At 62.6% G+C, this 26,982-nt stretch carries 30 protein-coding genes and 1 riboswitch; of the genes, 22 read left to right on the top strand and 8 right to left on the bottom strand.

Features of this window, described 5'->3' with window-relative positions; genetic code table 11:
- The first annotated feature begins 23 nt into the window (after positions 1-23).
- On the top strand, positions 24-1,073 hold the full coding sequence (locus ACS3QZ_RS07620) for an NAD(P)H-dependent flavin oxidoreductase (RefSeq protein ID WP_456037294.1): 1,050 nt from the start codon (positions 24-26) through the stop codon (positions 1,071-1,073).
- 96 nt (positions 1,074-1,169) lie between these two features.
- Here the strand turns inward: ACS3QZ_RS07620 and ACS3QZ_RS07615 are convergent, their stop codons facing one another.
- The 4 genes from ACS3QZ_RS07615 to fabA form a co-directional block, all read right to left on the bottom strand.
- Entirely contained in the window at positions 1,170-1,961 is a 792-nt protein-coding gene (locus ACS3QZ_RS07615; RefSeq protein ID WP_456037293.1) for an enoyl-ACP reductase FabI, read from the bottom strand.
- Between the two features lie 7 nt (positions 1,962-1,968).
- Positions 1,969-3,198, bottom strand: a complete 1,230-nt coding sequence (gene fabB, locus ACS3QZ_RS07610) for a beta-ketoacyl-ACP synthase I (protein ID WP_456037292.1) — start codon at positions 3,196-3,198, stop codon at positions 1,969-1,971.
- A gap of 162 nt (positions 3,199-3,360) precedes the next feature.
- Positions 3,361-3,852, bottom strand: coding sequence for an REP-associated tyrosine transposase (locus ACS3QZ_RS07605; RefSeq protein ID WP_456037291.1), 492 nt, complete (start codon positions 3,850-3,852; stop codon positions 3,361-3,363).
- 121 nt (positions 3,853-3,973) lie between these two features.
- A complete protein-coding gene (gene fabA / locus ACS3QZ_RS07600) occupies positions 3,974-4,483 on the bottom strand; it encodes a bifunctional 3-hydroxydecanoyl-ACP dehydratase/trans-2-decenoyl-ACP isomerase (protein WP_456037290.1) in 510 nt (169 codons plus the stop codon).
- A gap of 180 nt (positions 4,484-4,663) precedes the next feature.
- On the opposite strand from fabA, the gene irrA reads away from it, so the two are divergent.
- Together irrA and ACS3QZ_RS07590 are read left to right on the top strand one after the other, a co-directional pair.
- Positions 4,664-5,080: an iron response transcriptional regulator IrrA gene (irrA, locus tag ACS3QZ_RS07595; RefSeq protein WP_456037289.1), complete on the top strand. Its 417-nt coding sequence runs from the start codon at positions 4,664-4,666 to the stop codon at positions 5,078-5,080.
- Positions 5,081-5,164: 84 nt separating this feature from the next.
- Positions 5,165-6,151 (top strand): NADPH:quinone reductase, encoded by a 987-nt coding sequence (locus ACS3QZ_RS07590; RefSeq protein WP_456037288.1) that lies wholly within the window; start codon positions 5,165-5,167, stop codon positions 6,149-6,151.
- A 26-nt stretch (positions 6,152-6,177) separates the two neighbouring features.
- Here the strand turns inward: ACS3QZ_RS07590 and ACS3QZ_RS07585 are convergent, their stop codons facing one another.
- Positions 6,178-6,588: a GFA family protein gene (locus ACS3QZ_RS07585; protein WP_456037287.1), complete on the bottom strand. Its 411-nt coding sequence runs from the start codon at positions 6,586-6,588 to the stop codon at positions 6,178-6,180.
- A 3-nt stretch (positions 6,589-6,591) separates the two neighbouring features.
- Positions 6,592-7,461: a hypothetical protein gene (locus tag ACS3QZ_RS07580; protein WP_456037286.1), complete on the bottom strand. Its 870-nt coding sequence runs from the start codon at positions 7,459-7,461 to the stop codon at positions 6,592-6,594.
- A gap of 110 nt (positions 7,462-7,571) precedes the next feature.
- Between ACS3QZ_RS07580 and miaB the strand changes: the two genes are divergently transcribed.
- The 4 genes from miaB (at position 7,572) to ACS3QZ_RS07560 (ending at position 11,183) form a co-directional block, all read left to right on the top strand.
- Entirely contained in the window at positions 7,572-8,897 is a 1,326-nt protein-coding gene (gene miaB / locus ACS3QZ_RS07575; protein WP_456037285.1) for a tRNA (N6-isopentenyl adenosine(37)-C2)-methylthiotransferase MiaB, read from the top strand.
- 291 nt (positions 8,898-9,188) lie between these two features.
- Positions 9,189-9,704, top strand: a complete 516-nt coding sequence (locus ACS3QZ_RS07570) for an OmpA family protein (RefSeq protein WP_456039318.1) — start codon at positions 9,189-9,191, stop codon at positions 9,702-9,704.
- Between the two features lie 11 nt (positions 9,705-9,715).
- The gene (locus tag ACS3QZ_RS07565; protein WP_093089964.1) at positions 9,716-10,012 is read left to right on the top strand and encodes a hypothetical protein; all 297 of its coding nucleotides are present in this window, start codon (positions 9,716-9,718) and stop codon (positions 10,010-10,012) included.
- Positions 10,013-10,160: 148 nt separating this feature from the next.
- Positions 10,161-11,183, top strand: coding sequence for a PhoH family protein (locus ACS3QZ_RS07560; RefSeq protein WP_456037284.1), 1,023 nt, complete (start codon positions 10,161-10,163; stop codon positions 11,181-11,183).
- A gap of 3 nt (positions 11,184-11,186) precedes the next feature.
- On the opposite strand, the gene ACS3QZ_RS07555 is transcribed toward ACS3QZ_RS07560, so the two are convergent.
- Together ACS3QZ_RS07555 and ACS3QZ_RS07550 are read right to left on the bottom strand one after the other, a co-directional pair.
- Positions 11,187-11,831: a Fe2+-dependent dioxygenase gene (locus ACS3QZ_RS07555; RefSeq protein ID WP_456037283.1), complete on the bottom strand. Its 645-nt coding sequence runs from the start codon at positions 11,829-11,831 to the stop codon at positions 11,187-11,189.
- Positions 11,831-12,658, bottom strand: coding sequence for a 4-helix bundle domain-containing protein (locus tag ACS3QZ_RS07550; RefSeq protein WP_456037282.1), 828 nt, complete (start codon positions 12,656-12,658; stop codon positions 11,831-11,833). Before ACS3QZ_RS07550 ends, ACS3QZ_RS07555 begins: the two co-directional genes overlap by 1 nt.
- Positions 12,659-12,768: 110 nt before the next feature.
- Here ACS3QZ_RS07550 and ybeY point away from each other — a divergent pair, with 110 nt between their 5' ends.
- The 15 genes from ybeY to ACS3QZ_RS07475 all read left to right on the top strand — a co-directional run bounded on the left by ybeY (position 12,769) and on the right by ACS3QZ_RS07475 (position 26,875).
- Positions 12,769-13,269 carry an rRNA maturation RNase YbeY gene (gene ybeY / locus ACS3QZ_RS07545; RefSeq protein ID WP_456037281.1) on the top strand — a complete coding sequence of 167 codons (501 nt, stop codon included), beginning with the start codon at positions 12,769-12,771 and terminating at the stop codon, positions 13,267-13,269.
- 33 nt (positions 13,270-13,302) lie between these two features.
- Entirely contained in the window at positions 13,303-14,196 is an 894-nt protein-coding gene (locus ACS3QZ_RS07540; RefSeq protein ID WP_456037280.1) for a hemolysin family protein, read from the top strand.
- On the top strand, positions 14,186-15,694 hold the full coding sequence (gene lnt, locus ACS3QZ_RS07535) for an apolipoprotein N-acyltransferase (protein WP_456037279.1): 1,509 nt from the start codon (positions 14,186-14,188) through the stop codon (positions 15,692-15,694). The genes ACS3QZ_RS07540 and lnt overlap by 11 nt, the downstream gene beginning before the upstream one ends.
- A gap of 36 nt (positions 15,695-15,730) precedes the next feature.
- Positions 15,731-15,780, top strand: a riboswitch (SAM-SAH riboswitch).
- 4 nt (positions 15,781-15,784) lie between these two features.
- Positions 15,785-16,966 (top strand): methionine adenosyltransferase, encoded by a 1,182-nt coding sequence (gene metK, locus ACS3QZ_RS07530; RefSeq protein WP_093089958.1) that lies wholly within the window; start codon positions 15,785-15,787, stop codon positions 16,964-16,966.
- 160 nt (positions 16,967-17,126) lie between these two features.
- Positions 17,127-17,987, top strand: a complete 861-nt coding sequence (locus tag ACS3QZ_RS07525) for a bile acid:sodium symporter family protein (RefSeq protein ID WP_456037278.1) — start codon at positions 17,127-17,129, stop codon at positions 17,985-17,987.
- A 62-nt stretch (positions 17,988-18,049) separates the two neighbouring features.
- Positions 18,050-18,763, top strand: coding sequence for a tRNA (guanine(46)-N(7))-methyltransferase TrmB (gene trmB, locus ACS3QZ_RS07520; protein ID WP_456037277.1), 714 nt, complete (start codon positions 18,050-18,052; stop codon positions 18,761-18,763).
- A 57-nt stretch (positions 18,764-18,820) separates the two neighbouring features.
- Complete coding sequence (locus ACS3QZ_RS07515; RefSeq protein WP_456037276.1) at positions 18,821-19,885, top strand: amidohydrolase family protein; 1,065 nt, start codon at positions 18,821-18,823, stop codon at positions 19,883-19,885.
- 90 nt (positions 19,886-19,975) lie between these two features.
- Positions 19,976-21,328: a 3-phosphoshikimate 1-carboxyvinyltransferase gene (aroA, locus tag ACS3QZ_RS07510; RefSeq protein ID WP_456037275.1), complete on the top strand. Its 1,353-nt coding sequence runs from the start codon at positions 19,976-19,978 to the stop codon at positions 21,326-21,328.
- On the top strand, positions 21,325-21,858 hold the full coding sequence (locus ACS3QZ_RS07505; protein WP_456037274.1) for a hypothetical protein: 534 nt from the start codon (positions 21,325-21,327) through the stop codon (positions 21,856-21,858). Before aroA ends, ACS3QZ_RS07505 begins: the two co-directional genes overlap by 4 nt.
- Positions 21,859-21,883: 25 nt before the next feature.
- Entirely contained in the window at positions 21,884-22,393 is a 510-nt protein-coding gene (locus ACS3QZ_RS07500; protein WP_456037273.1) for a hypothetical protein, read from the top strand.
- 57 nt (positions 22,394-22,450) lie between these two features.
- The gene (gene cmk, locus ACS3QZ_RS07495; protein WP_456037272.1) at positions 22,451-23,065 is read left to right on the top strand and encodes a (d)CMP kinase; all 615 of its coding nucleotides are present in this window, start codon (positions 22,451-22,453) and stop codon (positions 23,063-23,065) included.
- Position 23,066: 1 nt separating this feature from the next.
- Complete coding sequence (locus ACS3QZ_RS07490; protein ID WP_456037271.1) at positions 23,067-24,068, top strand: aldo/keto reductase; 1,002 nt, start codon at positions 23,067-23,069, stop codon at positions 24,066-24,068.
- 356 nt (positions 24,069-24,424) lie between these two features.
- Positions 24,425-25,486 carry a Hint domain-containing protein gene (locus tag ACS3QZ_RS07485; protein WP_456037270.1) on the top strand — a complete coding sequence of 354 codons (1,062 nt, stop codon included), beginning with the start codon at positions 24,425-24,427 and terminating at the stop codon, positions 25,484-25,486.
- Between the two features lie 118 nt (positions 25,487-25,604).
- Positions 25,605-26,519 carry an ATP-grasp fold amidoligase family protein gene (locus ACS3QZ_RS07480; protein WP_456037269.1) on the top strand — a complete coding sequence of 305 codons (915 nt, stop codon included), beginning with the start codon at positions 25,605-25,607 and terminating at the stop codon, positions 26,517-26,519.
- Positions 26,520-26,629: 110 nt separating this feature from the next.
- Positions 26,630-26,875 carry a DUF6525 family protein gene (locus tag ACS3QZ_RS07475; RefSeq protein WP_456037268.1) on the top strand — a complete coding sequence of 82 codons (246 nt, stop codon included), beginning with the start codon at positions 26,630-26,632 and terminating at the stop codon, positions 26,873-26,875.
- The last annotated feature ends 107 nt before the right edge of the window (positions 26,876-26,982 follow it).

Below are 26,982 nucleotides of genomic sequence, written 5' to 3'. Positions count from 1 at the left end.
TTGCGCCCGATCAGGAGGATGACATGGACATTATTGCGCAATTGGGCCTGCGTTGGCCGGTCTTTCAGGCGCCCATGGCGGGCGTGTCGACCCCGGCCATGGCTGCCGCCGTCAGCAACGCGGGGGGATTGGGGGCATTGGGGCTCGGGGCCGCGGGGGTAGACGCGGCGCGGGCCATGATCCGCGAAACGCGGGGGCTGACCGCCCGCCCGTTCAACGCCAATTTCTTTTGCCACGCCCCGGCCCGGCGTGACGCCGGAAGCGAGGCGGCGTGGTTGCAGGCGCTGGCTCCGGAGTTTGCCCGTTTCGGGGTGAAGCCACCGGACCGGCTTCATGAGATCTACACCTCTTTCGTGGCGGACCCGGCGATGTACGACATGGTGCTCGACGAAAATCCGGGGGTGGTGAGCCTGCATTTTGGTCTGCCCGATCCTGCGTGGATCAAGGGCCTGAAGGAAGCGGGCAATCTGGTGCTGGCCTCGGCCACGTCCCTTGATGAGGCCCGCGCTGCCGTGCGGGCCGGGGTGGACGCGGTGGTCGCGCAGGGGATCGAAGCCGGCGGGCATCGCGGCATGTTTGACCCGGAAGAGCCGGATGAGGCACTGACAACAGATGCGCTGGTCAGGCGGCTCGTGGGAGAGATTGGCGTGCCGGTGATTGCAGCCGGTGGGGTGATGACCGGCGCGGATGTGGCGCGCGTGGTCGGGCTTGGCGCGGTGGCGGCACAATTGGGCACGGTTTTCCTCGACTGCACTGAGTCGGCGGCAGATGCCGGCTATCGTGCCGCTTTGCGCGCGCCGCAAAGCCAGCCCCCGGTGCTGACGCGGGCTATTTCGGGTCGCCCGGCGCGGTGCCTGCAAAACCGGTTCACGCGTTGGGGGGCAGGGCGGGACGGTGTGCCGGATTATCCGGTCACCTATGATGCGGGCAAGGCGCTGCATGGCGTTGCCAAGGCGCAGGGCGAACACGGCTATGGGGCGCATTGGGCCGGAACAGGCGTGGCACGGACCCGGCACGGGGATGCCGCCACGATTCTCTCGGACATCGCCACGGAATGGCGCGCGGCTCAGTAGGGCTGAGCCCCTTTATCTTTCTTTTTCCAGAAATACCCCGGGGGTTTGGGGGCTGGCCCCCAATTGGCCATGAGTTTGGGGGCTGGCCCCCAATCCTCAGAGGTTTTCGGGCTGCGGCATGCCGAGCACGTGATAACCGCCATCGACACGGATGATCTCGCCCGAGGTGCAGGCACCGGCATCGGATGCGAGGTAGACCGCGGTTCCGCCGATCGCTTCGAGCGTCGCGTTGGCGCGCAGGGGGGCGTTCTGGTCGGTGTGCTTGTACGTTTTGCGCGCACCGCCGATCACCGCGCCGGCGAGGGTTTTCATCGGACCCGGCGAGATGGCGTTGACGCGGATACCGTCGGGGCCAAGATCATTGGCCAGATAACGCGTCGCGCTTTCCAGGGCGGCCTTGGCAACACCCATGACGTTGTAGAACGGGGTCACACGGTTCGAACCCGAATAGGTCAGGGTCAGGATCGTGCCGCCGTTTTCCTGCATCATCGGGTGGGCGCGGCGCGCCACTTCGATCAGCGAATAACAGGAGATGTCCAGCGAGTTCTTGAAGTTCTCGCGCGAGGTATCGACAAAACGCCCCGTGAGTTCGTTCTTGTCGGAATAGGCAATGGCGTGCACGACAAAGTCGATGGTCGGCCATTTCGCTGCCAGCTGTTCGAATGCGGCGTCCAGCGAGGCGTCGTCGGTCACGTCGACATCGACAAGGAAATCGCTATCGAGGCTCGCGGCCAGTGGTTCCACACGTTTTCCAAAGGCTTCGCCCTGGTAGGTGAAGGCCAGTTCGGCCCCGGCTTCGTGCATGGCCTTGGCAATGCCCCAGGCAATCGAGCGTTCGTTGGCGACGCCCATGATCAGGCCGCGTTTGCCTTTCATCGTAATGGTCATGGCGCGCTTATCCCTTGTATTTCGACAGCAACATGGAGCCGTTGGTCCCACCAAAGCCGAAGCTGTTGGTCATCACCGTGTCCAGACCTGCATTCTCGACCAGTTCGGTTGCGATCTCGTCCGGGTTGATGGCCGGATCCAGCGTTTCCACGTTGATTGACGGCGTGATGAAATCGCCATCGAGCATCAGGAGGCAGAAGATCGCCTCGAGCGCGCCTGCGGCGCCCTGTGCGTGGCCGGTCATGGATTTGGTCGAGGAGATCGGCGGCGTGTTGCCCTCTCCAAAGACGCGGCGCACGGCTTCGACTTCGCCCACGTCTCCAACCGGGGTCGACGTGCCATGGGCGTTGATGTAGCTGACCGTGCGGCCTTCGGGCAGGGTGGCCGTGGCCAGCCGCATCGCGCGTTCGCCGCCTTCGCCCGACGGGGCCACCATGTCATGCCCGTCCGAGGTTGCGGCAAAGCCGGTCACTTCGGCATAGATCTTGGCGCCGCGTGCCAGCGCGTGATCGAGATCTTCCAGCACCACGATGCCGCCGCCGCCCGAAATCACGAACCCGTCGCGGGTTTCGTCAAAGGCGCGCGAGGCTTTCTCGGGCGTGTCGTTGTATTTCGAGGACATGGCGCCCATCGCGTCAAAGAGGCAGGAGAGGGTCCAGTCGAGCTCTTCACCGCCCCCGGCGAACATCACGTCCTGCTTGCCCATCATGATCTGTTCGGCGGCGTTGCCGATGCAATGCAGCGAGGTCGAGCAAGCCGAGGTGATGGAATAGTTGATGCCCTTGATCTTGAAGGCGGTCGCGAGGTTGGCCGAGATCGTGGACGACATGCATTTCGGCACCGCAAACGGGCCGATGCGCTTGGTCGCGCCGGATTTCAGCACGGTCTGGTGCGCGGTCAGCATGGCGCTGGTCGATGGGCCGCCCGAGCCGGCGACAAGGCCGGTGCGTTCGTTGACGATCTGGTCCTCGGTGAGGCCCGCATCGGCAATCGCCTGTTGCATGGCGATATGGGCGTAGGCCGCACCATCGCCCATGAAACGCAGTGCGCGCTTGTCGATATGTTCCTTGGGGTCGATCTTGAGGGTCCCGGCGATCTGGCTGCGGAACCCGTGCTCGGCCATGTCCGGGCTGGCGACGATGCCGGATTTACCGGCCTTGAGCGAGGCGGTGACCTCTTCGGCGTTGTTTCCGATGGACGAGACAATGCCCAGTCCGGTGACGACGACACGACGCATACGTGCTCTCCCTTAGCTGTTGCTGCCTTACTAGGGCTTGGGGGGCAGGGGTGCAAGATGGGATGGGGCGAGAGCGGCGCGATGGAGCGGGCAAACAAGCGCGGTGCGTGCGAGCACGCACCCTACGGGCTGCCGTCGGGTTTCGGGGGTGAGGGCGTGATGTCAGGCACCGCTTGCCAAACCTGGCGCGAACCGGGCGTCGCTGTGCACGCTGGAGTGGGGCCAGTCCTCGGGCGCCTGGACGAGGCGGTGTTTGACCGGGTTCCACCAGCAATAGGTGAGGTGCGCGCTCAGGTCGGCCCGGTCCCGGATGTGGTGTTCCCAGAAGCGGCGTTGCCACAGGCCCCGTTCGTTTCGGGTGACGTGGCTTGGGCGACGGGGGCCGGCAGGCAAGCCGCGTGAGAAACGGGATTTGATCAGCCGCCAGCGGGTCGAGAAATCGCGATCGCCGGCGGGCAGGCGCCAGATGCAATGCAGGTGATCGGGAAGCACCACCCACGCCTCGATGTCGAACGGGCGTTCGGCCTTGGTCTGGCGGACAGCGTCGCGCAATTTATCAATCTCCGAGATCAGCAGGTCGCTGGATCGGTCCGCCAGGGCAACTGTGAAGAAAATCGTGGCGCCCGGCACGCGCGGGCGTAGATAGTTTGCCATCCCGCAGAGGGTAGTTGGGAATGGTTAATGGTTCGTGAAAAACATGGCAAGGTGCGTGCGAGCACGCACCCTACGGAAGAGGGGTAGGGTGCGTGATTTCACGCACCGCATCCCGAGGTCCTCAGCTTTCGCTGAGCGCCACTTTCATGTCTTTCACCTCGTAGATCACTTCGCCATCGGCTTCGACGATGCCGTCGGCCACGCCCATGGTCAGGCGGCGGGTCTGCACGGCCTTGGTGAAGTCCACGTAATAGGTCAGCATCTTTCGGTCCGGGCGCACCATGCCCTTGAGCTTCACTTCGCCCACACCCAGCGCATAGCCGCGCCCCTGCCAGCCGCGCCAGCCGAGGTTGAAGCCGGTGAGCTGCCACAACCCGTCAAGGCCCAGACAGCCGGGCATGATCGGGTTGCCCGGGAAGTGGCAGTCGAAGAACCAGAGGTCGGGGGTGATGTCGAATTCGGCAACCACGTGGCCTTTGCCATGTTTGCCGCCGTCGCCCGAAATTTCGGTGATGCGGTCCATCATCAGCATCGGCGGGGCAGGAAGCTGGGCATTGCCGGGGCCGAACAACTCGCCGCGCGCGCATTGCAGCAGACCTTCTTTGTCAAAGCTCGTGGGGTAGTCGGCCATTCGGATGGTCCCTCTTGATAGTCTCTATAGTCTGTAGTCCGTTATGCCCCCTCTAGCACCGTGCCAAGCTGTCCTGCAAGGCGCCTGTAGGGGCATGGATTGGTGTTGCAACTCATTTTCAATTGAAAAACGGGGGGCAGGCGGGTTATATGATCTGTTAAGAAACGGAAAGCGCACGCCATGAACACGCAGGCAATCGACAACGGAACCAGGTGGCTCGCAAGCGCGGGTTTGCGCCCGACGCGCCAGCGCGTGGCGTTGGCGGCGTTGCTGGTGGGGGATGGGCAGGATCGTCACGTGACGGCAGAGAGCCTGTTTTCGCTGGTGCGCCACTCCGGGGAAAGCGTTTCCCTTGCAACGGTTTACAATACGCTGCGCGCCTTTTGTGATGCCGGGCTGATGCAGGAGATCACGGTGGACGGGGCCAAGAGCTATTTCGACACCAATACCGGGGATCATCCGCATTTCTATTGGGAAGATGAGCGTGAGCTGACCGATGCGCCGGCGGACCAGTTGCAGATTGCGCGCCTGCCCGACGCGCCCGAAGGGGCCGAGATCGCCAAGATCGACGTCGTGATCCGCCTGCGCCGGACCTGAGAACAAACGCATCCCGTTGCACCCCGCCTGACCCTGTGACAGCATGGCGCAGGAATGACACAAGGGGATTTCAGGGGGATTTCCATGAAAGCTGTGACCTGGCGCGCCTTTGGCGCGGCGCGTGATGTATTGCGGATCGAAGAGCTGGAGACACCGGCACCGGGGCCGGGCGAGGTTCTTGTGCGGGTTGCCTTTTCCGGTGTGAACCCCTCGGACGTCAAGGCGCGCGGCGGGGCGCGGCCCGGCGTAACCAAGCCGCCGTTCGAGGTGATCGTACCGCATTCGGACGGAGCGGGTGTGATCGAGGCCGTGGGCGAAGGGGTTGACCCGGCCCGCGTGGGGGCGTCGGTCTGGATATGGAACGGGCAGTGGCAGCGCCCTTTCGGCACCTGTGCGGAATATGTGTGCCTTCCCGAAGCGCAGGCGGTGACGCTGCCCGAAGGGGTATCGCAGGAAACCGGGGCGGTGCTGGGCATTCCGGGGCTGACGGCGTGTCACTGTGTTTTTGGCGGCGGCGACATAAGCGGGAAGACGGTGCTGGTCTCGGGCGGTGGCGGTGCGGTTGGCTTTCTCGCGGTACAGCTGGCCAAGTGGGGCGGCGCGCGGGTGATCGCCACTTGCGGCGCGCGCGACATGGACCGCGTGCGGACCGCCGGGGCGGACGTGGTGTTGCCTTATGACAGCGCGACCCTTGCGGCGGATATTCTGGGCGCGACGGAGGGCGTCGGGGTTGACCTTGCGGTGGAGGTCGAGTTCGGCGTGAACGCGGCGTTGCTGGCCGAAGTGATGGTGGCCAACGGACGAGTAGCGATCTATGGATCGGCCAAGGACATGGCGCCGGAACTGCCCTTTGGGCCGATGCTGTTCAAGGCGCTGACGCTTGATATCGTGCTGATCTATATCCTGCCGGACGGCCCCCGCGACGCTGCGATCCGGTGGCTGCACGCAGCGCTGGGCGACGGGGCGCTGCACCTGCCCGAGCCGCATGTGTTTGCGCCGGAACAGGCGGTTCAGGCCCATGAGATGGTCGAAGCCGGTGGGCGCGTCGGCGCGGTATTGGTCGCTTTCTGAGCCGGAACGCCGAATCCACGGCTTGATCAAGGCGTTTCCGAACGCCTTGATGCGTCGTCATGCAAGATGCGGCTGCCATGGATGGGGCGCACGGGCACCGTTGACGGGTCAAACCCTTGCAGACAGCGGGTGTTGATGGCCCATCCATCAAAGGGCTGTACACCCTCGGCCTGTTCCTGTCGTGTAGGTGCGGAGGGGCGGCGAAAGGGCAGGATGCCACAGCGGGGACAGAAGTAATCTTTGGCGGTGCGGCTGCCCCATTCGTACAGCGACAGCTCAGACAGGGGAGTCAGCAGGGTGAGCGCCGCATCCGGAACCCGGTAGATCAGTGCGCCGCGCTGGTGGCAGATGGAACAATCACAGACGCGCACATGGTCAATGTCGGCCTCGACCCGGAAGCGGACCAAGCCGCAATGGCAGGCACCATCATAAATCACAGATCAGAACCATTGCCCCGGCTCCATCAACCCAAGGTCGAGCAACTGCCGGGAATGCCATTCGAAGGGCACGGAGTTGTGCCACCTGAATTGCTGAATGTCGAACTGGCTGCCCGGGTTGGACATGAGCGCCTTGGCGGTGCGGAAGGAACAGACCGCGGCGGTGATGTTGTTGTGCCAGGGGCAGGCGTAGGTGTTGTATTCCTCGTCATCGAAGGTGAAATCATCGCGCAGATGCAGCCCCTCCTTGGCGCGGAAGATCGAGATGCGGTCGATCTTGCGTCGGTTGGCGGGGATATGTTCCTCGAACCGCCAGCGCAGGCCGCCGAAGAAATCCAGCTGGCGTTCCTTGGGATGATTGTGGTTGTCCGGGTCGGGCCGGGCGAGCGCGTAATAGCCGGTGCGGTCCATCTGGGCGTTTTCGAGCGAGACCGCGCCCGGCATCGCGACAAGGTCCGGGGCATAGAGATCGACCACATAGGACAGCATCGCGTCGCGGCGTTCCTCGGTGTGGAAGGTCAGCATCTCGCCAATGGTGCGGGTTTCGCAGAACGGGTAGAACAGGTATTCGGCGTTGAAACAGTAATAGAGCCAGAGACCGGGCGCGGCGGCGTTGACTGCGTTCACGGCGTCGAGCATGGCCGCGCCACGCGGGGAGTCCATCGTGACGCGGGGGCAGGTTTCGGCCAGGTCTTCTGCCAGATCGAAGGCCGTGGGCATGAAGGCGATGACCTTGGCGAACCCAAGGTCGAGATGATGGCGCAGGGTGCTGTCAATCTCGACGTCATCCTCGACGAAGATCAGCGCCACCGGCCCCTTGGCGAGGTGCGCTTTGCCAGTGCGGAGGAACTGTGAAACGGAATCGTACTGCATGCCCGGCCTCGCCGTTATTTTGCGTCAGATTCGGTTAATTCGGGGTGCATTGCAAGCCACCCCGGTTTTGCTGTAGGGAAGCGCCCTGAAACCGCGACAGGACCGGATCCATGGCCGATACGAAAAAGCTCTATATCAAGACCTATGGCTGTCAGATGAATGTCTATGACAGCGAGCGTATGGCTGAGGCCATGGGCGGGGCGGGGTATGAAACGACCGAGAGCCCGGATGACGCCGACATGATCCTGCTCAACACCTGCCACATCCGGGAAAAGGCAGCCGAGAAGGTCTATTCCGAACTGGGCCGGTTCAAGGGGCTGAAAGCGGAAAAGCCGGACCTGAAAATCGGGGTTGCGGGCTGTGTTGCGCAGGCCGAGGGCGAAGAGATCATGCGCCGTCAGCCCATGGTCGACCTGGTGGTGGGGCCGCAGGCTTATCACCGCCTGCCCGAGATGGAAGCCAAGACCCAAGGTGGCGAGAAAGCGCTGGATACGGATTTCCCCGAAGAGGACAAGTTCGAACGTCTGAAAAGCCGTCCCAAGGCCAAGCGTGGCCCGACCGCGTTCCTGACCGTGCAGGAGGGCTGTGACAAGTTCTGCGCCTTCTGCGTGGTGCCCTATACACGCGGTGCCGAAGTCAGTCGCCCGGTGGATCGCATCCTGACCGAGGCACGTGATCTGGTGGAGCGCGGTGTGCGCGAAATCACCCTTCTGGGGCAGAACGTGAATGCCTATCATGGGGCCGGGCCGAACGGTGACATGACGCTGGCGGGGCTGATCTGGGAGCTGGACAAGGTGGATGGGCTGGAGCGCATTCGCTTTACGACGAGCCATCCCAACGACATGATGGACGACCTGATCGAGGCGCATGGAACTTGCGAAAAACTGATGCCTTACCTGCACTTGCCGGTGCAATCTGGCAGCAACAAGATTCTCAAGCGGATGAACCGCAGCCATGATCGCGACAGCTATCTGCGGCTGGTCGAGCGCATCCGCGCGGCACGCCCCGATATCCTGCTTTCGGGGGATTTCATTGTCGGGTTCCCGGAGGAAACCGAGGCCGATTTCCAGGACACGATGGATTTGATTGAAGAGGTGAAATACGGGCAGGCGTTCAGCTTCAAGTATTCGTCGCGCCCCGGCACCCCGGCGGCAGAGCGCCCGCTGGTGGATGATGCCGAAGCGTCGGACCGCCTGTATCGCTTGCAAGCTTTGATCACCCAGCAGCAGCGCGCCATTCAGGACAGCATGGTGGGGCGCGAGGTGAGCGTGCTCTTTGAGCGCCCCGGACGGCTGGCCGGACAGATGGTGGGCAAGTCCGAGTATCTGCACGCGGTGCATGTGGCCGATTGCGACGCCAGAACCGGTGATCTGGCCCGCGTGAGAATCGTGGAAAGCGGTGCGAATTCGCTGGCGGGTGTTCTGGTCGATCATTGACCCCGGGACGGAAACAATCCGTTGATCCGCGAGGAATTGGCCAAATCGCCATCAGAGCTCTGCCCGATTTGCGTCATATTTTCGCCATTTTTTCAATCCGCCTCTACCAGATGTTGTGAATAATCCTTCACATGAGGTCCAATTTCGCTAAGCTTCCGGCATTGGTGAAGGTCTTGATTTCGAAAACGATTCACGGGGTCGGCTTTCGGGGGATATTGAAAGGAACACGCTGTGGCGGATAACACAAGAAAAACGTTCCGGACCGCATTGGGAGCGATTGCCGCCGTCTGCATGGCAATTGTGGCAATCCCTCAGCCGGTCGCGGCGCAGAACCAGCGTACTGTGCTGGGACAGGAATACGTCCCGACAGTCTGGGTCGATCCGGACGGGTGCGAACACTGGGTCATGGATGACGGCGCAGAGGGGTACATGACCCCGCACGTGAACCGCCAGGGCATTCCGGTCTGCCGCCGGGGCAATGTCTGTGGCGTGATGAATTCGGACCAGTTCTTTGCGACCGACAAGTATTACATCAACGGCGCCAATCGCCAGCGTCTGAGCGAGTTCTTCAAGACCGCAACGGCCTCGGCGTTCATCATTGCCGGTCACACCGACAGCCGCGCAAGCGACGAATACAACATGCGCCTGAGCTATAACCGTGCCAACGCGGTGGCCAAGGTGGCACGCCAGTCCGGAGCGCGGGTTGTCGATGTGCGTGGGTATGGCGAACGCATGCCGCGCGCGACCAACCGCACGGCGTCGGGTATGGCCCAGAACCGCCGTGTCGAAATCATCTGTCTGCGCTGAGGAGAAACGACATGAAACTGATCAAGGGTGTTCTCCTTCTTTCGCTGGCTGCCGGGGTTGCCGCCTGTGACAACAAGGTCGACAAGACAGTGGACCGGGGGTGGGACAGCAAGCATCTGAGCCAGCTCAAGGCCGGAATCTGGGTTGACCCGAACGGCTGTGACCACTGGATCATCGACGACGGGTTCGAAGGCTACCTGTCGCAGCGGCTGGACCCCTATGGCAAGCCGGTCTGTTCCGGTGCCGCCCCTCCGGGCGTGGCGACCGGGCCGTTCAAGAAGGGTTCGCCGGTCAAGGACCAGATCTGATCCGCACCGCATGATTTTTGGGACCGCGTACCTTTGGTACGCGGTCTTTTTCCTGTGGTCATGGAAAATTCATCGCCGGGCGCTTGCGTGCGCCCCCGCATCTTGGCACGATCAGGATAAAGCGACTCTATCGTGTCAGGAGACTTGATTGGCCATTGGCGCAATGACCCCACCGCCCGCATCCGAACAGCCCGCCGAAACGCTGGTTGAGTTCCCGGATAATCGTTTGCTGATAGACCTTTGCGGGGAATACGATCGCAATCTTGCAGATATAGAACAGAAGGTCGGGGTGCAGATTCTGCGCCGGGGCAACCAACTGGCGATTCATGGTGAAGAGGCGGCGCGCGTCGAGGCGGCAGAGATTCTGACAGCGCTTTACGAGCGGCTTGAGACCGGAAAATCGGTGGAAAGCGGCGATATCGACCGCGAAATCCGCATGGGTGGATCGGAACAGGGCACCGGCACCCGTGACGGCGATCAGCTTGAGATGTTCAAGGGCGGATCGGTCGAGATCAAGACCCGCAAGAAGCTGGTTGAGCCGCGCACCGATGCGCAGCGCGCCTATGTCATGTCGCTGTTCAACAACGAACTGGCCTTTGGCATCGGCCCGGCAGGCACCGGCAAGACCTATCTGGCGGTGGCCGTGGGTGTATCGATGTTCATCCAGGGGCATGTGGACCGGATCATCCTGAGCCGTCCTGCGGTCGAGGCGGGGGAGAAGCTGGGCTATCTGCCGGGGGACATGAAGGACAAGGTCGATCCCTACATGCAGCCTCTTTATGACGCGTTGAATGATTTCCTGCCGGGCAAGCAGCTGGCCAAGCTGATCGAGGAAAAGAAGATCGAGATCGCGCCGCTGGCCTTCATGCGGGGGCGGACCCTGTCTAATGCCTTCGTGGTGCTGGACGAGGCGCAGAACGCCACAACGATGCAGATGAAGATGTTCCTGACCCGGCTGGGCGAGGGCAGCCGCATGGTGATCACCGGCGACCGCAGCCAGATCGACCTGCCGCGCGGGGTGCCGTCGGGATTGCGGGATGCCGAGAGCCTTTTGAAGGGGATCAAGGGCATCAGCTTCAACTATTTCACTGCTGAAGATGTTGTGCGTCACCCGCTGGTTGCGGCGATCATCAAGGCCTATGACAAGGCCGACGCCGCCAAGCAGGGATAACGCCTAGCCCGCCCACATGCGGATCAGGTTGCTGCGGGATTTCGACAGGAGTTGCTGCTGGGCCGGGTCGTCCGTTGCGTTGATCGCACGCCAGAGATCAAACAGGATTTCACGTTGGCCCGGGTCGCGGACCCAGCTTGTCACCCAGCCAATCACCACGATCCGCGCGCCGCGCGTGACCGGGTTGACCCGGTGCAGCGTGTTGGAGGGGTAGACGATCGCCTCGCCCCTGTCGAGCTTGAACTGGCGGTCCTCGATCCGGTCGCCAATGACCAGTTCACCGCCGTCATAGGTGTCGGGGTCGGACAGGAACAGGGTGAAGGACACGTCTGCCCGTTGCCCCGCAATCAGGGCGTTGTCGACGTGATCACCATATTGACCTCCCCCGGACGTGCGGCTGACGATCAGGCGCGCAAACTGGCGGGGATAGGCGACCGCCTGAAACCCGGGATGGGAGAGCAGCGTGGCCTGAACCTTTTCCGTTATGGCGCGGGTCTCGGGGCCATTGGCCGCCTGTTCATTGTCCTTGACCGCGCGGGCGACGGACCCGGCGGTGCGGGCGCCGTCTTCGAAAGGCAGTTGCGCCGCAGCGGCAGAGAGAACCTCTGCCGCAGATGGTGTGAGCAAATCGCTTAAAACGATGGGCATCACTCTTGCCTCAGCGCGATGATCTCGATCCAACCGGTGGCGACGGTAAGCTGTGAGGGATCGGTGCTGGCTTTGTCGGTCAGGAGGCCGGGATAAAGCGCTTCGGCCCCGTCCAGTTGGTCCAGCACGTCCTGACCCGCCTTGACGGCATCGGGTGTGCCTGCGTCGACCATGGCCTGAGCGCGGGCGCGGGCCACATCGTAGAATCCCCAGCTGTCGCGGTACTCGATGGCGATGTCGATCGCGCCATCCCCGGCGACGCCACCCTCGTATTCGGCGGCGGCCAGTGCGACGAGATCCTTGAGCGACAGGATCTGGTCGCGCAGCGAGGCATCTGCCGCCGCCGCGTTGAGCGAGATCGCTTCGTGCAGGGTGTCAAATGCTTTCCGAACGGTGTCGGCATCCGCGCCGTCGCGCACGGCGGCGACAAAGGCGGCGTCTTCCGACTTGAAGCCCGGAGCGCCATAGGCTTGGAGCGCGTCCTCGATGTCGTCGTAAAAGGCGTGGTGGCTTTCTTCCATATGGGCACGCGCCGCATCGGTTTCGCCGTCAAGATAGAGGCGGGTGATAATGCGGTAGGTGCCTTCGAAATACCCCAACTGGGTAAGGAAGGCAGAGGGCCCCTCGGTCAGTTCCACACCGGCTTCGCCGGATTCCCCGGCCTCGCCGCCTTCGCTGGATTCGGCGGCGGTGGCATGCAGTCCGGTGGTGGCGGCAATGCTTGCCACAACCACGGGATGGGCCGCCGCAAGCGCGGTCGCTGCCACGGTCCCGGCCAGAGACCACTTGCGTGGCCGCGTGGTGCGGGGGGTGTTTTCGTCTGTCATGTCGCGGTCTCCTTGATTCTGACTATTTTTGTCGGGATATGATTTGCGCCGGATCCTGTCAACGGTTTTTTCGACTGTTGCCGGGATGTTGGCCGCGATATGGTCGGGTCATGAACGTGGATATTCTTTATGAAGACGCGCGCTGGCAGGCGCTTGGGCTTGAGGGGCTGGCGGATCGGGCGATTACGCAAACGCTGCGTCATCTTGGGATCGCCGCCGAAGGGGTCGAGGTGGCGCTTCTGGCGTGCGACGATGCGCGGATTGCCGAGCTGAACCGGGATTTCAGGGACAAGCCGGTGCCGACAAACGTGTTGAGCTGGCCCAGCGAGGAACGCGGCGCGGCGCAGGACGGGGACATGCCGGACCTGCCGGAGCCGGGATTGCCGGGCATGCCGGAAGAGCTTGGGGATATCGCCATTGCCTGGGAAACCTGTGCGCGCGAGGCCGAGGCGGGCGAAAAACCGCTTGAGGCGCACGTGACGCATTTGCTTGTGCACGGTCTGTTACATCTTCTGGGATATGATCACGTGCGTGACAAAGATGCCACTTTGATGGAAGGGCTTGAAACGGCGATACTTGGCAAGATGGGGATCGCTGACCCATATACATAGGATCAAGGGGCGTATCCCCGATGGAAAGGACCGATGGGCGACAGTACCGACGGGTCTTCTAACGCAGCGCTTGGCGCGCAGCTGGAAGGCCGGACACCGACGAACAAGGGTGGCTTTTTGCGCCGCCTGTTTTTTGCAGACACCCCCGAACCCGAAAGCCCGGAGGGGCGACCAGAGGCGCCCAAGGCCCCTGTGACGCAGACGCATGGCATGATCAACCTGCGCCGCATGCGGGTTGAGGACGTGGCGATTCCGAAGGCGGATATCGTGGCCGTTCCCACCAGCATTACCAGGGATGACCTTGTGCAGCTGTTCCGTGAAAGCGGGTTGACGCGGCTGCCGGTCTACGAGGGGACGCTGGACACACCGATCGGCTTTGTGCACCTCAAGGATTTCGCGTTGCGCCACGGGTTCAACGGCTCGGGTGGCGCATTCGAGATCACCGAGGAGTTGCGCCCGCTCCTGTTCGTGCCGCCGTCGATGTCGATCGGCGTTCTGCTGACGCGGATGCAGGCCGAGCGGCGCCACATGGCGCTGGTGATCGACGAATATGGCGGTGTGGACGGGCTTGTCACCATCGAGGACCTGATCGAACAGGTGATCGGTGAGATCGAGGATGAGCATGATATTGACGAGGCCGACCTGTGGACCGAGGAAAAGCCGGGAAGCTATATCGCGCTGGCCAAGACGCCGCTGGACGAGTTCGAAGCCGCCATCGGGCGGTCGCTGACCCATCACGACGAGGTGGACGACGAAGAGGTCGACACGCTGGGCGGGTTGGTCTTCATGCTGTGCGGGCATGTCCCGGCGCGGGGCGAGGTTGTCGAATTGCCCGACGGGGTGGAGTTCGAAGTGATTGACGCAGACCCCCGCCGGATCAAGCGGCTGCGGGTGATCCTGCCCAGCGGGGCGCAGCGTGACGAGTAAGAGACGCGCGCGCTGGCAGACCGGTGCGCGTTTCTGGCAGGATTTCCTGATGTTGGCGGGTGCCGGGGCGGTGGCCGGGCTGGGCCACCCGCCGTTTGACCTGTGGTTTCTGACGGTTGCGGGATTGGCGTTTGCGGTCTGGTCGCTAGGGCGCAGCGGATCGGCGCGGCAGGCATGGTGGCAGGGCTGGGGCCTTGGCACGGGCTATTTCGCCGTGTCGATCCACTGGATCGTCGAGCCGTTCTTCGTGGACCCGGTGCGCCATGGCTGGATGGCTCCCTTTGCGATCCTGTTCATGGCCGTGGGGCTGGGGCTGTTCTGGGCTGTGGCCTTTTTGGGCGCAAGGCGGATCGGGCGGTCAGTCTGGCCGGTGGCGGTTTTCCTGACCCTTGCCGAGATGGTGCGCGCCTATCTTTTTGGCGGTTTCCCGTGGGGGATGCCGTCCTATGTGCTGGTGGACAGTTTCGCCGGGCAGCTCGCCGCGTGGATCGGGCCGCATGGGCTGAACCTTTTGGTGTTCGCGCTGGCCTGTGGTCTTGCGACTGTGGCGGCACAAGGCGGCGTGGCCCGGTTCGCGGCCGGGGGGATCGGTCTTGCTGCCCTGGTGTTGATGGTGCTGCCCCCGCCCGAAGCAGCCCCGGTGGTGCCCGACGCTCCGGTGATCCGTCTGATCCAGCCCAATGCGCCACAGCACCAGAAATGGGACCCGGCACATATCGGGCGGTTCTTTGACCGGTCGATCCTGTTCACGCGGCTGGGCGCGCCGCGCCCCGATCTGATCGTGTGGCCAGAAACCTCGGTGCCGACATTGCTGGGGCGGGCGACCAACACGCTGGCGGTGATCGCGGAGGCCGCCGAAGGTGTGCCGGTGGTTCTGGGCATCAACCGGGTGGGGGGCGAACGAGTCTATAACTCGGCGGTGCTGATGGACGGTACGGGCGCGGTGACGGACATCTATGACAAGCACCACCTCGTCCCGTTTGGCGAATACGTGCCGCTGGGCGACCTGATGAGCCGGTTTGGCCTGCGCGGGTTCGCAAGCCAGCATGGCGAGGGATATTCGCCGGGGCCGGGGCCGCAGTTGATGGATCTGGGGCCGCTGGGCAAGGCGCTGCCATTGATCTGTTACGAGGCGGTGTTTCCGCAGGACGTGAACGGTGCGCCGGAACGGCCCGAATTCCTGTTGCAGATCACCAATGACGCGTGGTTCGGCAATTTTTCGGGGCCTTACCAGCATCTCGCGCAGGCGCGGATGCGGGCCATCGAACAGGGCCTGCCGATGGTGCGTGCCGCCAATACCGGGGTGTCGGCCATGATCGATGCGCGCGGGAAGGTGATCGCGAGTCTGCCACTTAACGAGGACGGGTTTCTGGACGTCGCGTTGCCTGCGAAACGCGCCAAAACGCCCTATGCGCGCATGGGGGATTGGCCGCTGGCGGTGTTGCTGGCAATCCTTAGCGTATGGTTGATGCGGCGTGCGCGCCGCGAAAGCGATTGACCTGATCCGGGCAGGCGCGTATGGCGCTGTGGATATTCGTCGTCACAACGGCTTCCTGGCGTGGCGACTTGTGAAATAACGGAGCATTTCATGAGCAGACAGAGCTATATTTTCACTTCCGAAAGCGTTTCGGAAGGGCATCCCGACAAGGTGTGCGATCGCATTTCCGACGCCGTGCTGGACGCGTTCCTGACCGAGGAGCCCGAAGCGCGGGTTGCGGCCGAAACCTTTGCCACCACCAACCGCGTGGTCATCGGGGGTGAGGTCGGCCTGTCTGACAAGGACAAGCTGCATGAATACATGGGCCGCATCGACGAGATCGCGCGCGCCTGTATCAAGGATATCGGTTACGAGCAGGACAAGTTCCACCACGAAACCGTGGAAGTGACCAACCTGTTGCACGAGCAGTCCGCGCATATTGCCCAAGGGGTGGACGCGGCCGAGAACAAGGACGAAGGCGCGGGCGATCAGGGCATCATGTTCGGCTTTGCCACCAATGAGACCGAAGCGCTGATGCCGGCCCCGATCCAGTATTCCCACGCGATCCTGCGCCGTCTCGCCGAGGTGCGCAAATCGGGTGCCGAGCCGACGTTGGGCCCGGATGCAAAATCGCAGCTTTCGGTGGTCTATCGCGAAGGCAAACCGGTGGGCGTGAGCTCGATCGTGCTGTCGACGCAGCATCTGGACGAGAGCATGACCTCGGATGATGTGCGCGCGGTTGTCGAACCCTATATCCGCGAAACCCTGCCAGAAGGCTGGATCAGCGCGGATACGGTCTGGCATGTGAACCCGACCGGGAAGTTCGTGATTGGCGGACCGGATGGAGACGCAGGTCTGACGGGCCGCAAGATCATCGTGGACACCTATGGCGGTGCAGCACCGCACGGGGGCGGGGCATTTTCGGGCAAGGATCCGACGAAAGTGGACCGCTCGGCGGCTTATGCCGCGCGCTACCTTGCCAAGAACGTGGTTGCGGCAGGCATGGCCGAGCGCTGCACCATTCAGCTTTCCTATGCGATCGGTGTGAGCCAGCCGCTGTCGATCTATGCTGACACCCATGGCACGGGAGACGTGGCCCCGGCGGATATCGAAAAGGCAATCGGGCAGGTCATGGACCTTTCCCCGCGCGGCATTCGCCAGCACTTGGAACTGAACAAGCCGATCTATCAGCGCACCGCGGCCTACGGGCATTTCGGGCGCGAGCCGGATGCCGATGGCGGGTTCAGCTGGGAAAAAACCGATCTGGTCGAGGCGCTGAAGGCGGCAGTCTGAGGCGGGAAAGGCTTTCGCAAAAGCCTTGTCGCGCGATTTCGAAATCGCGTGCCGCCGTCACGATCAAAAGACAGGGCCAAAGCCTTCCGTGAGGGAAAGCTTTGGCCTTTTTGCTGGCCTGTGCAAACCTGATGCCTGCGTACAGGGAGGAAACCGCGCCATGTTGATCGACGTTGCTTTGCCACTTTCGCTGGCTTTCATCATGTTTTCACTGGGGTACGGGCTGACATTCGCTGATTTCGGGCGTGTGTTGTCCATGCCGCGGGCGGTGTTGGTTGGGATGCTTGGGCAGGTGGTTCTGGTGCCGGTGGTGGCATTTGTGCTGTTGCAGGTCTTTAGCTTGCCGCCGGCGCTGGCCTTCGGGGTGATGATCCTGAGTTTCTGCCCCGGCGGGGTGACGTCGAATATCCTGACCAAGCTGGCCGGCGGGACGGTGGCGCTTTCGATCACGTTGACAGCGGTGGTCAGCCTGTTGTCGGTTCTGACGGTGCCGGTTCTAGTGGGGTGGGCATCGGGGGTGTTCCTCGGGGCGGATGCGCCGGCGATCAACGTGTCCGCGATCGGGTTGTCGATGTTTGCCATTACTGCCGTGCCGGTTCTGATCGGGCTTTTGGTGCGGTTTGTCGCGACCAATTTTGCCGAGCGTACTGAAGGGGCCGTTTCTGTGGCTGCGGTGGTGCTGTTCGTGGTGATCGTCCTTGCGGCGCTGATCACGAACTGGGATCTGTTCGTGGCCAATATCAGCCGGTTGGGTCCGCTTCTGGTGGCGATCAACGTGGTTCTGTTGATCCTTGGCATTTTGTTGGCACGAGTCTTGGGGCTGGGTGGCGGCGACGGGCTGTGTATCTCGATCGAGATGGGGGTGCAGAATGCGGCTTTGGGCATTACGGTGGCCGGGCTGGTGGCGCAGAGCGGGGGAATCCCGGAGTATGCGGTGCCCGCCGCACTTTACGGGATCACGATGTATATCGTGACCCTTCCCGGCATGTTCGTGCTGCGCGCGATTTTCGGAAAGTCCTGAGGCGGGCTTGACCCCGGCGCAGGCTTTGGGCAAAGCCCATGCCGCGACAAAGGAAAGAGCCGATGCCAAGCGACAAACACCCCTCGGGCGCCCCGTGGCGCAACTTCTATGGCCGTTTCAAGGGCAAGGGGCTGCGTAAAAGCCAGGAAGAGTTTCTTGATGCGGACCTCGAAAAGCTGGCGCCCGGCAAGGTGGATTGGGAGAGCAACCCCGAACGCGAAAAGATCGATCTGCAAGGATTGTTCGGGGAGCGCGATGTCTGGCTTGAGGTAGGCTTCGGTGGCGGCGAGCACATGGTGCATCAGGCGGTGTCGAACCCGGACGTGGGGATCATCGGATGTGAACCCTATATCAATGGCGTCGCGATGCTGCTTGGCAAGATCCGGGATGCGGGGGCGGACAATATCCGGGTGCATCCGGGCGATGCGCGCGACATGTTCGACGTGCTGCCCGAGCAGAGCATCGCGCGGGCCTTCCTGCTTTATCCGGACCCTTGGCCCAAGAAACGCCACCATCGCCGTCGTTTCGTGACGCCGGAACACCTTGAGCCGCTGGCGCGGGTTCTGAAACCGGGGGCGATTTTTCGGGTGGCCACGGACATTCCCGACTATGTACGCCAGACGTTGGAGCAGGTGCCGCGCCACGGGTTGGAATGGCTGGCCGAAGCGCCTGCCGATTGGCGCGATCCGTGGGGCGACTGGATTTCGACGCGATATGAGCAGAAGGCATTTCGCGAGGGGCGCACGCCGCATTATCTCACGTTCAGAAAGACTTGATTTCGGGGCGGTCTCTCGCGCAACCTGAGGGTGTATTTTGCACCCAAGGTTTCAGAGATGTCCGATATCGAGATCGTCAATTGTCATATCCACACGTTTACCGCGGCGCATGTGCCGCGCAATTTCCCATTCCCGCTGGCGCGGCTGTTTCGCAAATCGCCGCATCTGGTGCGGGCGCTGGCGGGGTTGGCGCGGATGCTGGGGCAGCATCCCACGGCAGACACGCTGGATCGGCTCTATCGCTTTGTCGAGGAGAGCGGGCACAAGCATCAGCGCGAATTGCTGGAGCTGGTGAAGCGGCATTACCCGTCCAACACGCGCTTTGTCGTTTTGCCGATGGACATGGAGGGGGTCGGGTTTGGCAAGCCGCAGGCGGGGCTAAAAGCGCAGCATGACGAATTGGCCGCGCTGGCCCGGCACCCGGAGCATGAAGGAACGGTCATACCCTTTGCCACGGTGAACCCGGTGCATGAAGGCAGCGTGGCAGAGGGGCTGCGCGCTATTCGTGAGCTGGGTTTTGAGGGGCTCAAGATCTATCCGCGTCTGGGCTTTGCGCCGGATCACCCAGACCTGATGCAGGACGTCTATCCCGAGATGCAGGCGCGCGGTTTGCCGGTGATGACCCATTGTTCGCGCGGCGGGGCACAGGGGCGGCATGTGTGTGACTACAAGGCCGATCAAGTCACGCGGCCCTATGCCTACAAGGAGGTTCTGCGCGCTTTTCCAGACATGCGGCTGTGTCTGGCGCATTTCGGCGGGCAGAAGGACTGGCGCGCCTATGCCAATGGTGAAGAGTTGCCGGCCAAGGAGAATTGGCAGCGGCAAATCCGCCAGATGATCGGGTCAGGGGAGTGGCCGAACCTGTGGACCGACATTTCCTATACCCTGTTTCACTTTGACGACTACATCCCGTTCCTGCGCCTGTTCCTTTTGGATGAGAGCGATGCGGGAGAGCGGTTGCGCCGCCGGGTGTTGTTCGGATCCGACTATTACATGACGCGGCAGGAGAGCCTGAGCGAGAAGGCCGTGTGCTTCCGGCTGCGCAATGCGCTGGGCGAGGAGGTGTTCCGCCAGATTGCCGAAAAGAACCCCGTCGAATGGCTGACGGGGCGGCCCGCCTAGGGTTTCGCGCGGCGGGGCAAATCGCGCCATGGACGCATGGCTGTTGTTGCGCTAACAGCGAAGGAACGACCCAAGAAGGAAATGCGCGAAATGTCCGGCCACGGCACCCCGATCCCAATGACCTCCCGACCCTGCGGCCCGTTGAAGGGCGAGGCTAATGTCCCCGGTGACAAGTCGATCTCGCACCGTTCGCTGATCCTTGGTGCGATGGCGGTGGGCGAGACCCGGATTTCCGGCCTGCTGGAAGGCGAAGACGTGCTGGACACCGCCAAGGCGATGCGTGCCTTCGGGGCCGAGGTGACGGACCATGGCGGCGGCAACTGGTCGGTGCATGGCGTGGGCGTGGGCGGCTTTGCCGAACCCGAGAACGTGATTGATTGCGGCAATTCGGGTACAGGCGTGCGGCTGATCATGGGGGCGATGGCCACGAGTGGGATCACGGCGACCTTTACCGGGGATGCGAGCCTCAACAAGCGCCCCATGGCACGGGTGACGGACCCGATCGCGCTTTTCGGGGCGCAGTCGGTGGGGCGCTCGGGCGGGCGGTTGCCGATGACCATCGTGGGCGCGGCGGACCCGGTGCCGGTGCGCTACGAAGTGCCGATGCCGTCGGCCCAGGTGAAATCGGCGGTGCTTTTGGCGGGGTTGAACGCGCCGGGGCAGACGGTCGTGATCGAAAAGGAAGCTACGCGCGACCACACGGAACGGATGCTGGCCGGGTTTGGCGCAGAGATCAGCGTCGAGGAAACCGAGGAGGGCCGGGTGATCACGCTCACCGGGCAGCCCGAGTTGAAGCCCCAGACCATCGCGGTGCCGCGTGATCCCTCTTCGGCGGCGTTCCCGGTCTGTGCTGCGATCATCACGCCGGGCTCGGATGTGCTGGTGCCCAATATCGGGCTGAACCCGACGCGCGCCGGGTTGTTCACGACGCTGCGCGAGATGGGCGCGGACCTGACCTATGAAAACGAGCGCGAAGAGGGCGGCGAGCCTGTCGCGGACCTGCGGGCGAAGTTTTCGCCAGACCTGAAAGGGATCGAGGTTGACCCGGCGCGTGCCGCGTCGATGATTGACGAATACCCGGTTCTGTCCGTGGTCGCGGCCTTTGCCAAAGGTGACACGGTCATGAAGGGGGTCAAGGAGCTTCGGGTCAAGGAAAGCGACCGGATTGATGCCATGGCCAAGGGGCTGCGGCTGAATGGGGTTGAGGTTGAGGAAGGCGAGGATTGGTGGATCGTTAAGGGGCTGGGCCATGGCAATGTGCCGGGCGGCGGCACCTGTGAAAGCCATCTCGACCACCGGATCGCGATGTCTTTCATGGTGATGGGCATGGCCGCACAGAACCCGGTGAGCGTGGATGACGGGAGTCCGATTGCCACGTCCTTCCCGATCTTCGAACCGCTTATGGCCAGCCTTGGTGCAGATGTTGTGAGGTCCGATCGGTGAGCCGTTACGCCAAGTCGTTTTCCCTGCTGAGCGTGGTCACGGTTGTGACCTATGCTGTGCTGGTGACGCTTGGCCTCAACCACCTTGTGGTGGGTGATCCACCCATGCAACCGTTTGACCTTCGGATGCTTGGGTATACCTATTTTGAATCAACGGCTTACCTTGAAGCGTTGCCCGAGGCAGCGGCCCGGCTTTATGCAGGAAGGCTGCGCCTGATCGACACGATTTTCCCCGCGCTCATGGGGCTTTGGCTCGGCTGGGCCTTGTGGGGGTTGACGCGCAACGTGCACGCCTGGAGCCGGGTCATTCTGATGGTGGTGCCGGGCAGTTTTGTGGTGATGGACCTGTGCGAAAACGCGCTGGTATCCGAGATGCTGCGCGTTGGGGCGACGCAGATCACCGATGAGATGGTCCTTTTGGCAAGCAGCTATACCGTTTCAAAGTTTGTCACGCTTTTGGTTGCTTTTGCGCTTTTGTCGGTCATGATCGTCTTCAATGTCGGTAAGAACAGGCGCGGCTGGCGGGGATGACCTGCCGCATCGGGCGGAGTAGGGCATGCAACGGGTATTCTGGATCAGCTTTTGTGCGGCGGCGTCCGTCTATCTGATCATGGTGCTCTGGTCCTTGCCACGGATCACCGAAGCGGCGCAGGGCCTGACGCCGTTCGACATGCGCCCGCTGGGCTATTCTGCACAAGACGCGCGTGCCTTTCTGGGCGCGCTTAGCGACGAGGGACGGCAGTTTTATGTCGGCGTACAGCAGAAGCTGGATATCCTTTATCCTGCGCTTCTGGGCCTGACGCTCATCCTCGGGTTCCAAATTCTGTTCGCGCGGCCCTGGTCGTCGGTGCTCGGTGTGATTGCGCTTTTGGGGGCGGCGGCCGATTACCTTGAGAACTACCTTGTTGCGGTAATGCTGACGACACCGGTTACGGCGCTCGAAGACAACCTCGTGGGATTGGCGAGTTTCTGGACCCTGAGCAAATCATTGTCGGCGACCGTCTGTTTCTTGGCTCTCATCTATGGATTCATCCGGTTGCTGGTCCGCCGCCGCAAAGGCGGATGACTTGCATCCCGGCGCCTTGGCTGGGATAGATGAACGTCAGGAAATTTGAGGAACATCATGAGTTTTACCATCGCAATCGACGGCCCGGCAGCGGCCGGAAAAGGTACGATTTCCAAGGCTGTCGCGGCGCATTTCGGGTTCGCGCATCTTGATACCGGGCTATTGTACCGGGCGGTGGGGGCCAAGACGCTGGATGGCACGGACCCGATCGAGGCGGCCCGCGCGCTGGTGGCGGAGGACCTTGAAAACGACGCGTTGCGCACCCCCGAAGTGGCGCAGGCCGCAAGCAAGGTGGCGGTGATCCCGGATGTGCGCGCGGCGTTGGTGGATTTTCAGCGTGCCTTTGCCCGGCGCGCGGGCGGCGCGGTGCTGGACGGGCGCGATATCGGTACGGTGATCTGCCCCGAGGCCGAGGCCAAACTTTTTGTGACCGCAAGCGCCGAGGTGCGGGCGGAGCGGCGGTTTCTGGAGCTGGAGGCCAAGGGGCTGGAGGTGAGCCGCGAGCAGGTTCTGGCGGATGTGATAGAGCGCGACCAGCGCGACCGCGAGCGCGCCGAGGCGCCGTTGGTGGCCGCCGAGGATGCGGTGGAAATCGACACGTCCAACCTCAGTATCGAGGCGGCGGTGGCACAGGCGGTGGCGGCCGTGGAAGCAAGAAAACAAGGGGGTTGAGATGAAAACGCGCAGGCTTGGGCCGCAGGGTCCGGAAGTTTCGGTTGTGGGCGTCGGGGCAATGTCCTTTGGCGATTTCTATGGGCCGACCACGCGGGAAAACTCCTATGCGGTTCTCGATGCGGCACTGGACGCCGGGGTGACGCATCTGGACACCGCCAATGTCTATGGCATGGGAGGCTCGGAAGAGACAATCGGGGAATTCCTGAAGATGCGGGGCGCGGGGACGCGCGAGCGGTTCTTTATCGCGACCAAGGCAAGCATCACCAAGGACGGCGATGGAAAACGCTGTTACCGCAACGACTTGGCGCATCTGGAAGACGAGCTGGACAAGAGCCTGCAGCGGATGGGCACGGATCATGTGGACCTGTTCTATGTGCATCGCCGGGATCAGGCGGTGCCGGTTGAAGAGGTGGCGGGAACCCTCGCAACCCTGAAAAAGAAGGGCAAGATCAAGGGGATAGGGTTCAGCGAGATCGCGCCGAGTTCGTTGCGCAGGGCGGCGGCGGAACATCCGGTGGATGCGGTGCAGTCGGAATACTCGCTTGGAGTCCGGTCACCGGAACTGGGACTGGTGCAGACCTGCAAGGCATTGGGGACGGCGCTGGTGGCGTTTGGCCCGGTGGGGCGGTCCTTTCTGACAGACGATCCGATCCCGGCCAGCCGCATTCCCGATTTGCCCTGGCCGCGCAGCAATCCGCGGTTTCAGGATCCGAATTATTCCAACAATATCAAGGCGACAGAACCGTTTCGCGCCCTTGCGCGCGACATGGGCGTTCCGGCGGCATCGCTGGCAATGGCGTGGGTGCTGGCGCAGGGGGAAGAGGTCTTTGCCATTCCCGGAACGCGGTCTGTGGCGCATTTCGAGGAACTGGTGCGGGGGGCCGAGATCACGCTGGGCGCCGAGGACTTGGCCGCGATTGAAACCGCGCTGCCGGTGGGCTGGGCGCATGGGGATCGCTACAGCGTGGACCAGTGGGACGGGCCGGAACGCTATTGTTAGGGCCTTCAAGGCGATTCGAAGGTTAACGGCCTTGTTTTGCTGGTTTTGCCGATCGGTATCGCGTCGGTTTGACGTCGGTATCGCGTCGGTAACGGTCTCAGAAAACGGCTATTCGGGCAGGTGTTAACGGAGCGGGCGCAAGGGTTTGGTAAGATGTGGGGCCCGACCGGGGCGTACCGGGCGTTTTCGGCGGGACACCGGACGGGCGCGGCTGTGTTGAAAAATGTCACAAATGTGATGAATCTATTAATGCGCCTTGAATAGAGGCGTGTTTCGCGGTCTGATAGACCTCAAGATCCCGACAAAGGGGTCAAAATTGGCCCGAAAACGGGCCGGTCCGGTTGAGGCGGGCAGACATGGCGACGATCAGCTTTTTCGCACGTGGCGACAGCAACACGGCGAATAACTCCTATTTGAATGCGGAGAACACCAACAGTGTTCCCACGACCGAAATCACGTTTTCAAGCGGGACTTCGGGCAACCTCAAGCTTCAGCCCAACGGCGGATTGCCGGACCCGAACACGACGGTGATCATCAACGGCGTGGAGATGAGTTTCACGGTCGAATTCTCGGGGACGTTGCCCAATTCCAACAAGCTCAAGAACGTCAATGGCGAAGACCTGCGCGGAGAACCGATCGTGGTGATCACGACCGAGGATGGGCAACGGCTTTTCCTTTTTCCCAACGGGGTCTCACAGGCCACGATGGATGCGTTTCCAAACGGGGCGCATGATCTGAACGGCTGGTCGGACGTGGTGAGCATTCCGATCTGTTTCGTGCGTGGCACGCTGATCGACACGCCAAGGGGACCGGTTCCGGTGGAACGCCTGATCATCGGGGACAGGGTGACGACGGAGGCGGGTGGATCGGCCGAGATCCGCTGGATCGCGGAGCGCCGGATGAGCCAGGCCGATTTGCTTCTGGAGCCGCAGTATCGGCCGATCTGTATCCGGGCGGGGCAACTGGGCAAGGGCATGCCGCGCCGCGATCTGTGGGTGTCGCCGCAACATCGCATCCTGTTTCGCGGCTGGCAGGCGGAAATCCTGTTTCGCGAGGCCGCGGTACTGTTTCCAGCGGTGAGTTTCGCGCGGTTCGGCGGGCAGGTGGCGGATCCAGCGGGCGGGGTCGACTATTTCCACCTGATGTTCGAACAGCACGAGGTTATCATGGCCGAGGGGCTTGGGGCGGAAAGCCTGTATCCGGGGGATCAGGCGATTGCCAGCCTGACACCGGCGGCGCGGGCGCGTATGGCGCGGGCGTTTTCGCATCTTGAGGGCGATTGGTCGGAATACGGGCCGTTGGCGCGCCCCTGTCTGACCCGTTGGGAAGGCGAGACGCTTTTGGAGTGCGCCGGGTTCGGGGATAGAGGCGGCGCCAGCAGGCAGGCTTCGGGCGGGCGCTGGCAGGCCGTGGCCTGAGCCGGATGGCGCCAATTGGCGCCAGTTTCCATGCATGGAAGGGCTTTTGGGCGGGGTGTCTTGTTCCCGTCAGGGCATGCTGTATAGGAGACACAAGTCGACGATCCAGGTTCCGAAAATGTCCCCGTGGAATACCCTGAAATACTTCTTTCTCCGCAAGATCAGCGCCGTTGAAGGCCGCATTGACAAGGCCCGGGGCTACAGGCGGCTTAAGGCGGAATATGCCGGGACCTTTGGCGTGGACCCGAACCTTCGTGATCCCAAGGGGTTCAGCGAGAAGGTGCAGTGGCGCAAGGTCCATGACCGCAATCCGCTTTTTCCGGTGTTCACCGATCGCGTGAAATGCCGCGCCTATTTCGAGAAGCGCCTTGGCAAGGCGCGTGCCGAGGCGTTGACGACGCGCCTGCTCTGGCATGGGCGCAACCCGGAGGACATTCCCTTCGACAGGTTTGGCGAAGGGGCCATTCTCAAGGGCAATCACGGTTCGGGCTGGAGCCGCATCATTTTGCCGGGTGAAGATTGTGACCGGGACGAGATCCGGCGGCAGTGTACACGCTGGGTCGGGCGCACCTATGGGCAGGAAGTCCATGAGTGGGGATACTGGGGTGCCGAACGCGGCATCGTTGCGGAAGAGCTGATCCGGACGGAAGAGGGCGCGCATATCTCGGACCTGAAGTGCTTTGTGTTCGATGGCAAGCTGCGGTTCATGTACCTGATGCAATATGGCAGCAACAAATGCGGCCTGTTCGATGCGGACTGGAACCGGATTGCGGCGACGTTCCGTATCCGTACGACCAAGCCCTTCGGGGTGCTGGGCGATACGCCCGCGCCGTCCTATCTGGACGACTTGATCGAGGTGGCGGAAAAGCTGGGGGAAGGGGTCGACATGCTGCGGATCGACTTCCTTGTCGCCAAGAGCCGGTTCTGGCTGTGCGAGATCACGGTTTATCCGACAAGTGGTATCGGCAATTTCGATCCCCCCGAGTTCGAACGCGCGGCGGGTGATATGTGGACGTTGCCGAAGGTCGGCTGAACGGGCGCGTCCATGCCGTGGGTGCTTGTATCCTGTTAATGTAATGTTATTACATTTTGAGGCGCAGGCCAATGGTCGGTGCGTTGCGGTGGGTGCAAGAGGATCATGTCATGGAACGCAATCTCAACAGCAGTTTGCGGCGGCGCCGGAGGGAAGGGTGCGCGATGACATCCTATGACCGCTTGCCCCCGGCCTTGCGAGGGTGGTTGTCACAGGCGGCCCTCCCGTGGAGCCCGGCCTCGGCGCGGGCGATCTGGGAAAAGGCAGGCGGGCGACGTGACCCGGAGGCGGCGTTGCAGCGTCTGAGCGAGGTGGAACGGGCGATGCTGCGGCGAGATCGTTTCACACGGGCTTAGCACAGGTATGGTACTTGCGCTCATACCCGCGTTGAGCTATACGCGCGCCTGTCCAGAGACCGTCAAGAGTCGCGGATGTGGTGAGTAGGGCCCGAGGAAATCCTCCG

It is taken from the genome of Shimia sp. W99 (assembly GCF_053851455.3).
The sequence above is the reverse complement of the archived record's forward strand: the minus strand, read 5'-3'. Positions and strand labels throughout refer to the sequence as shown.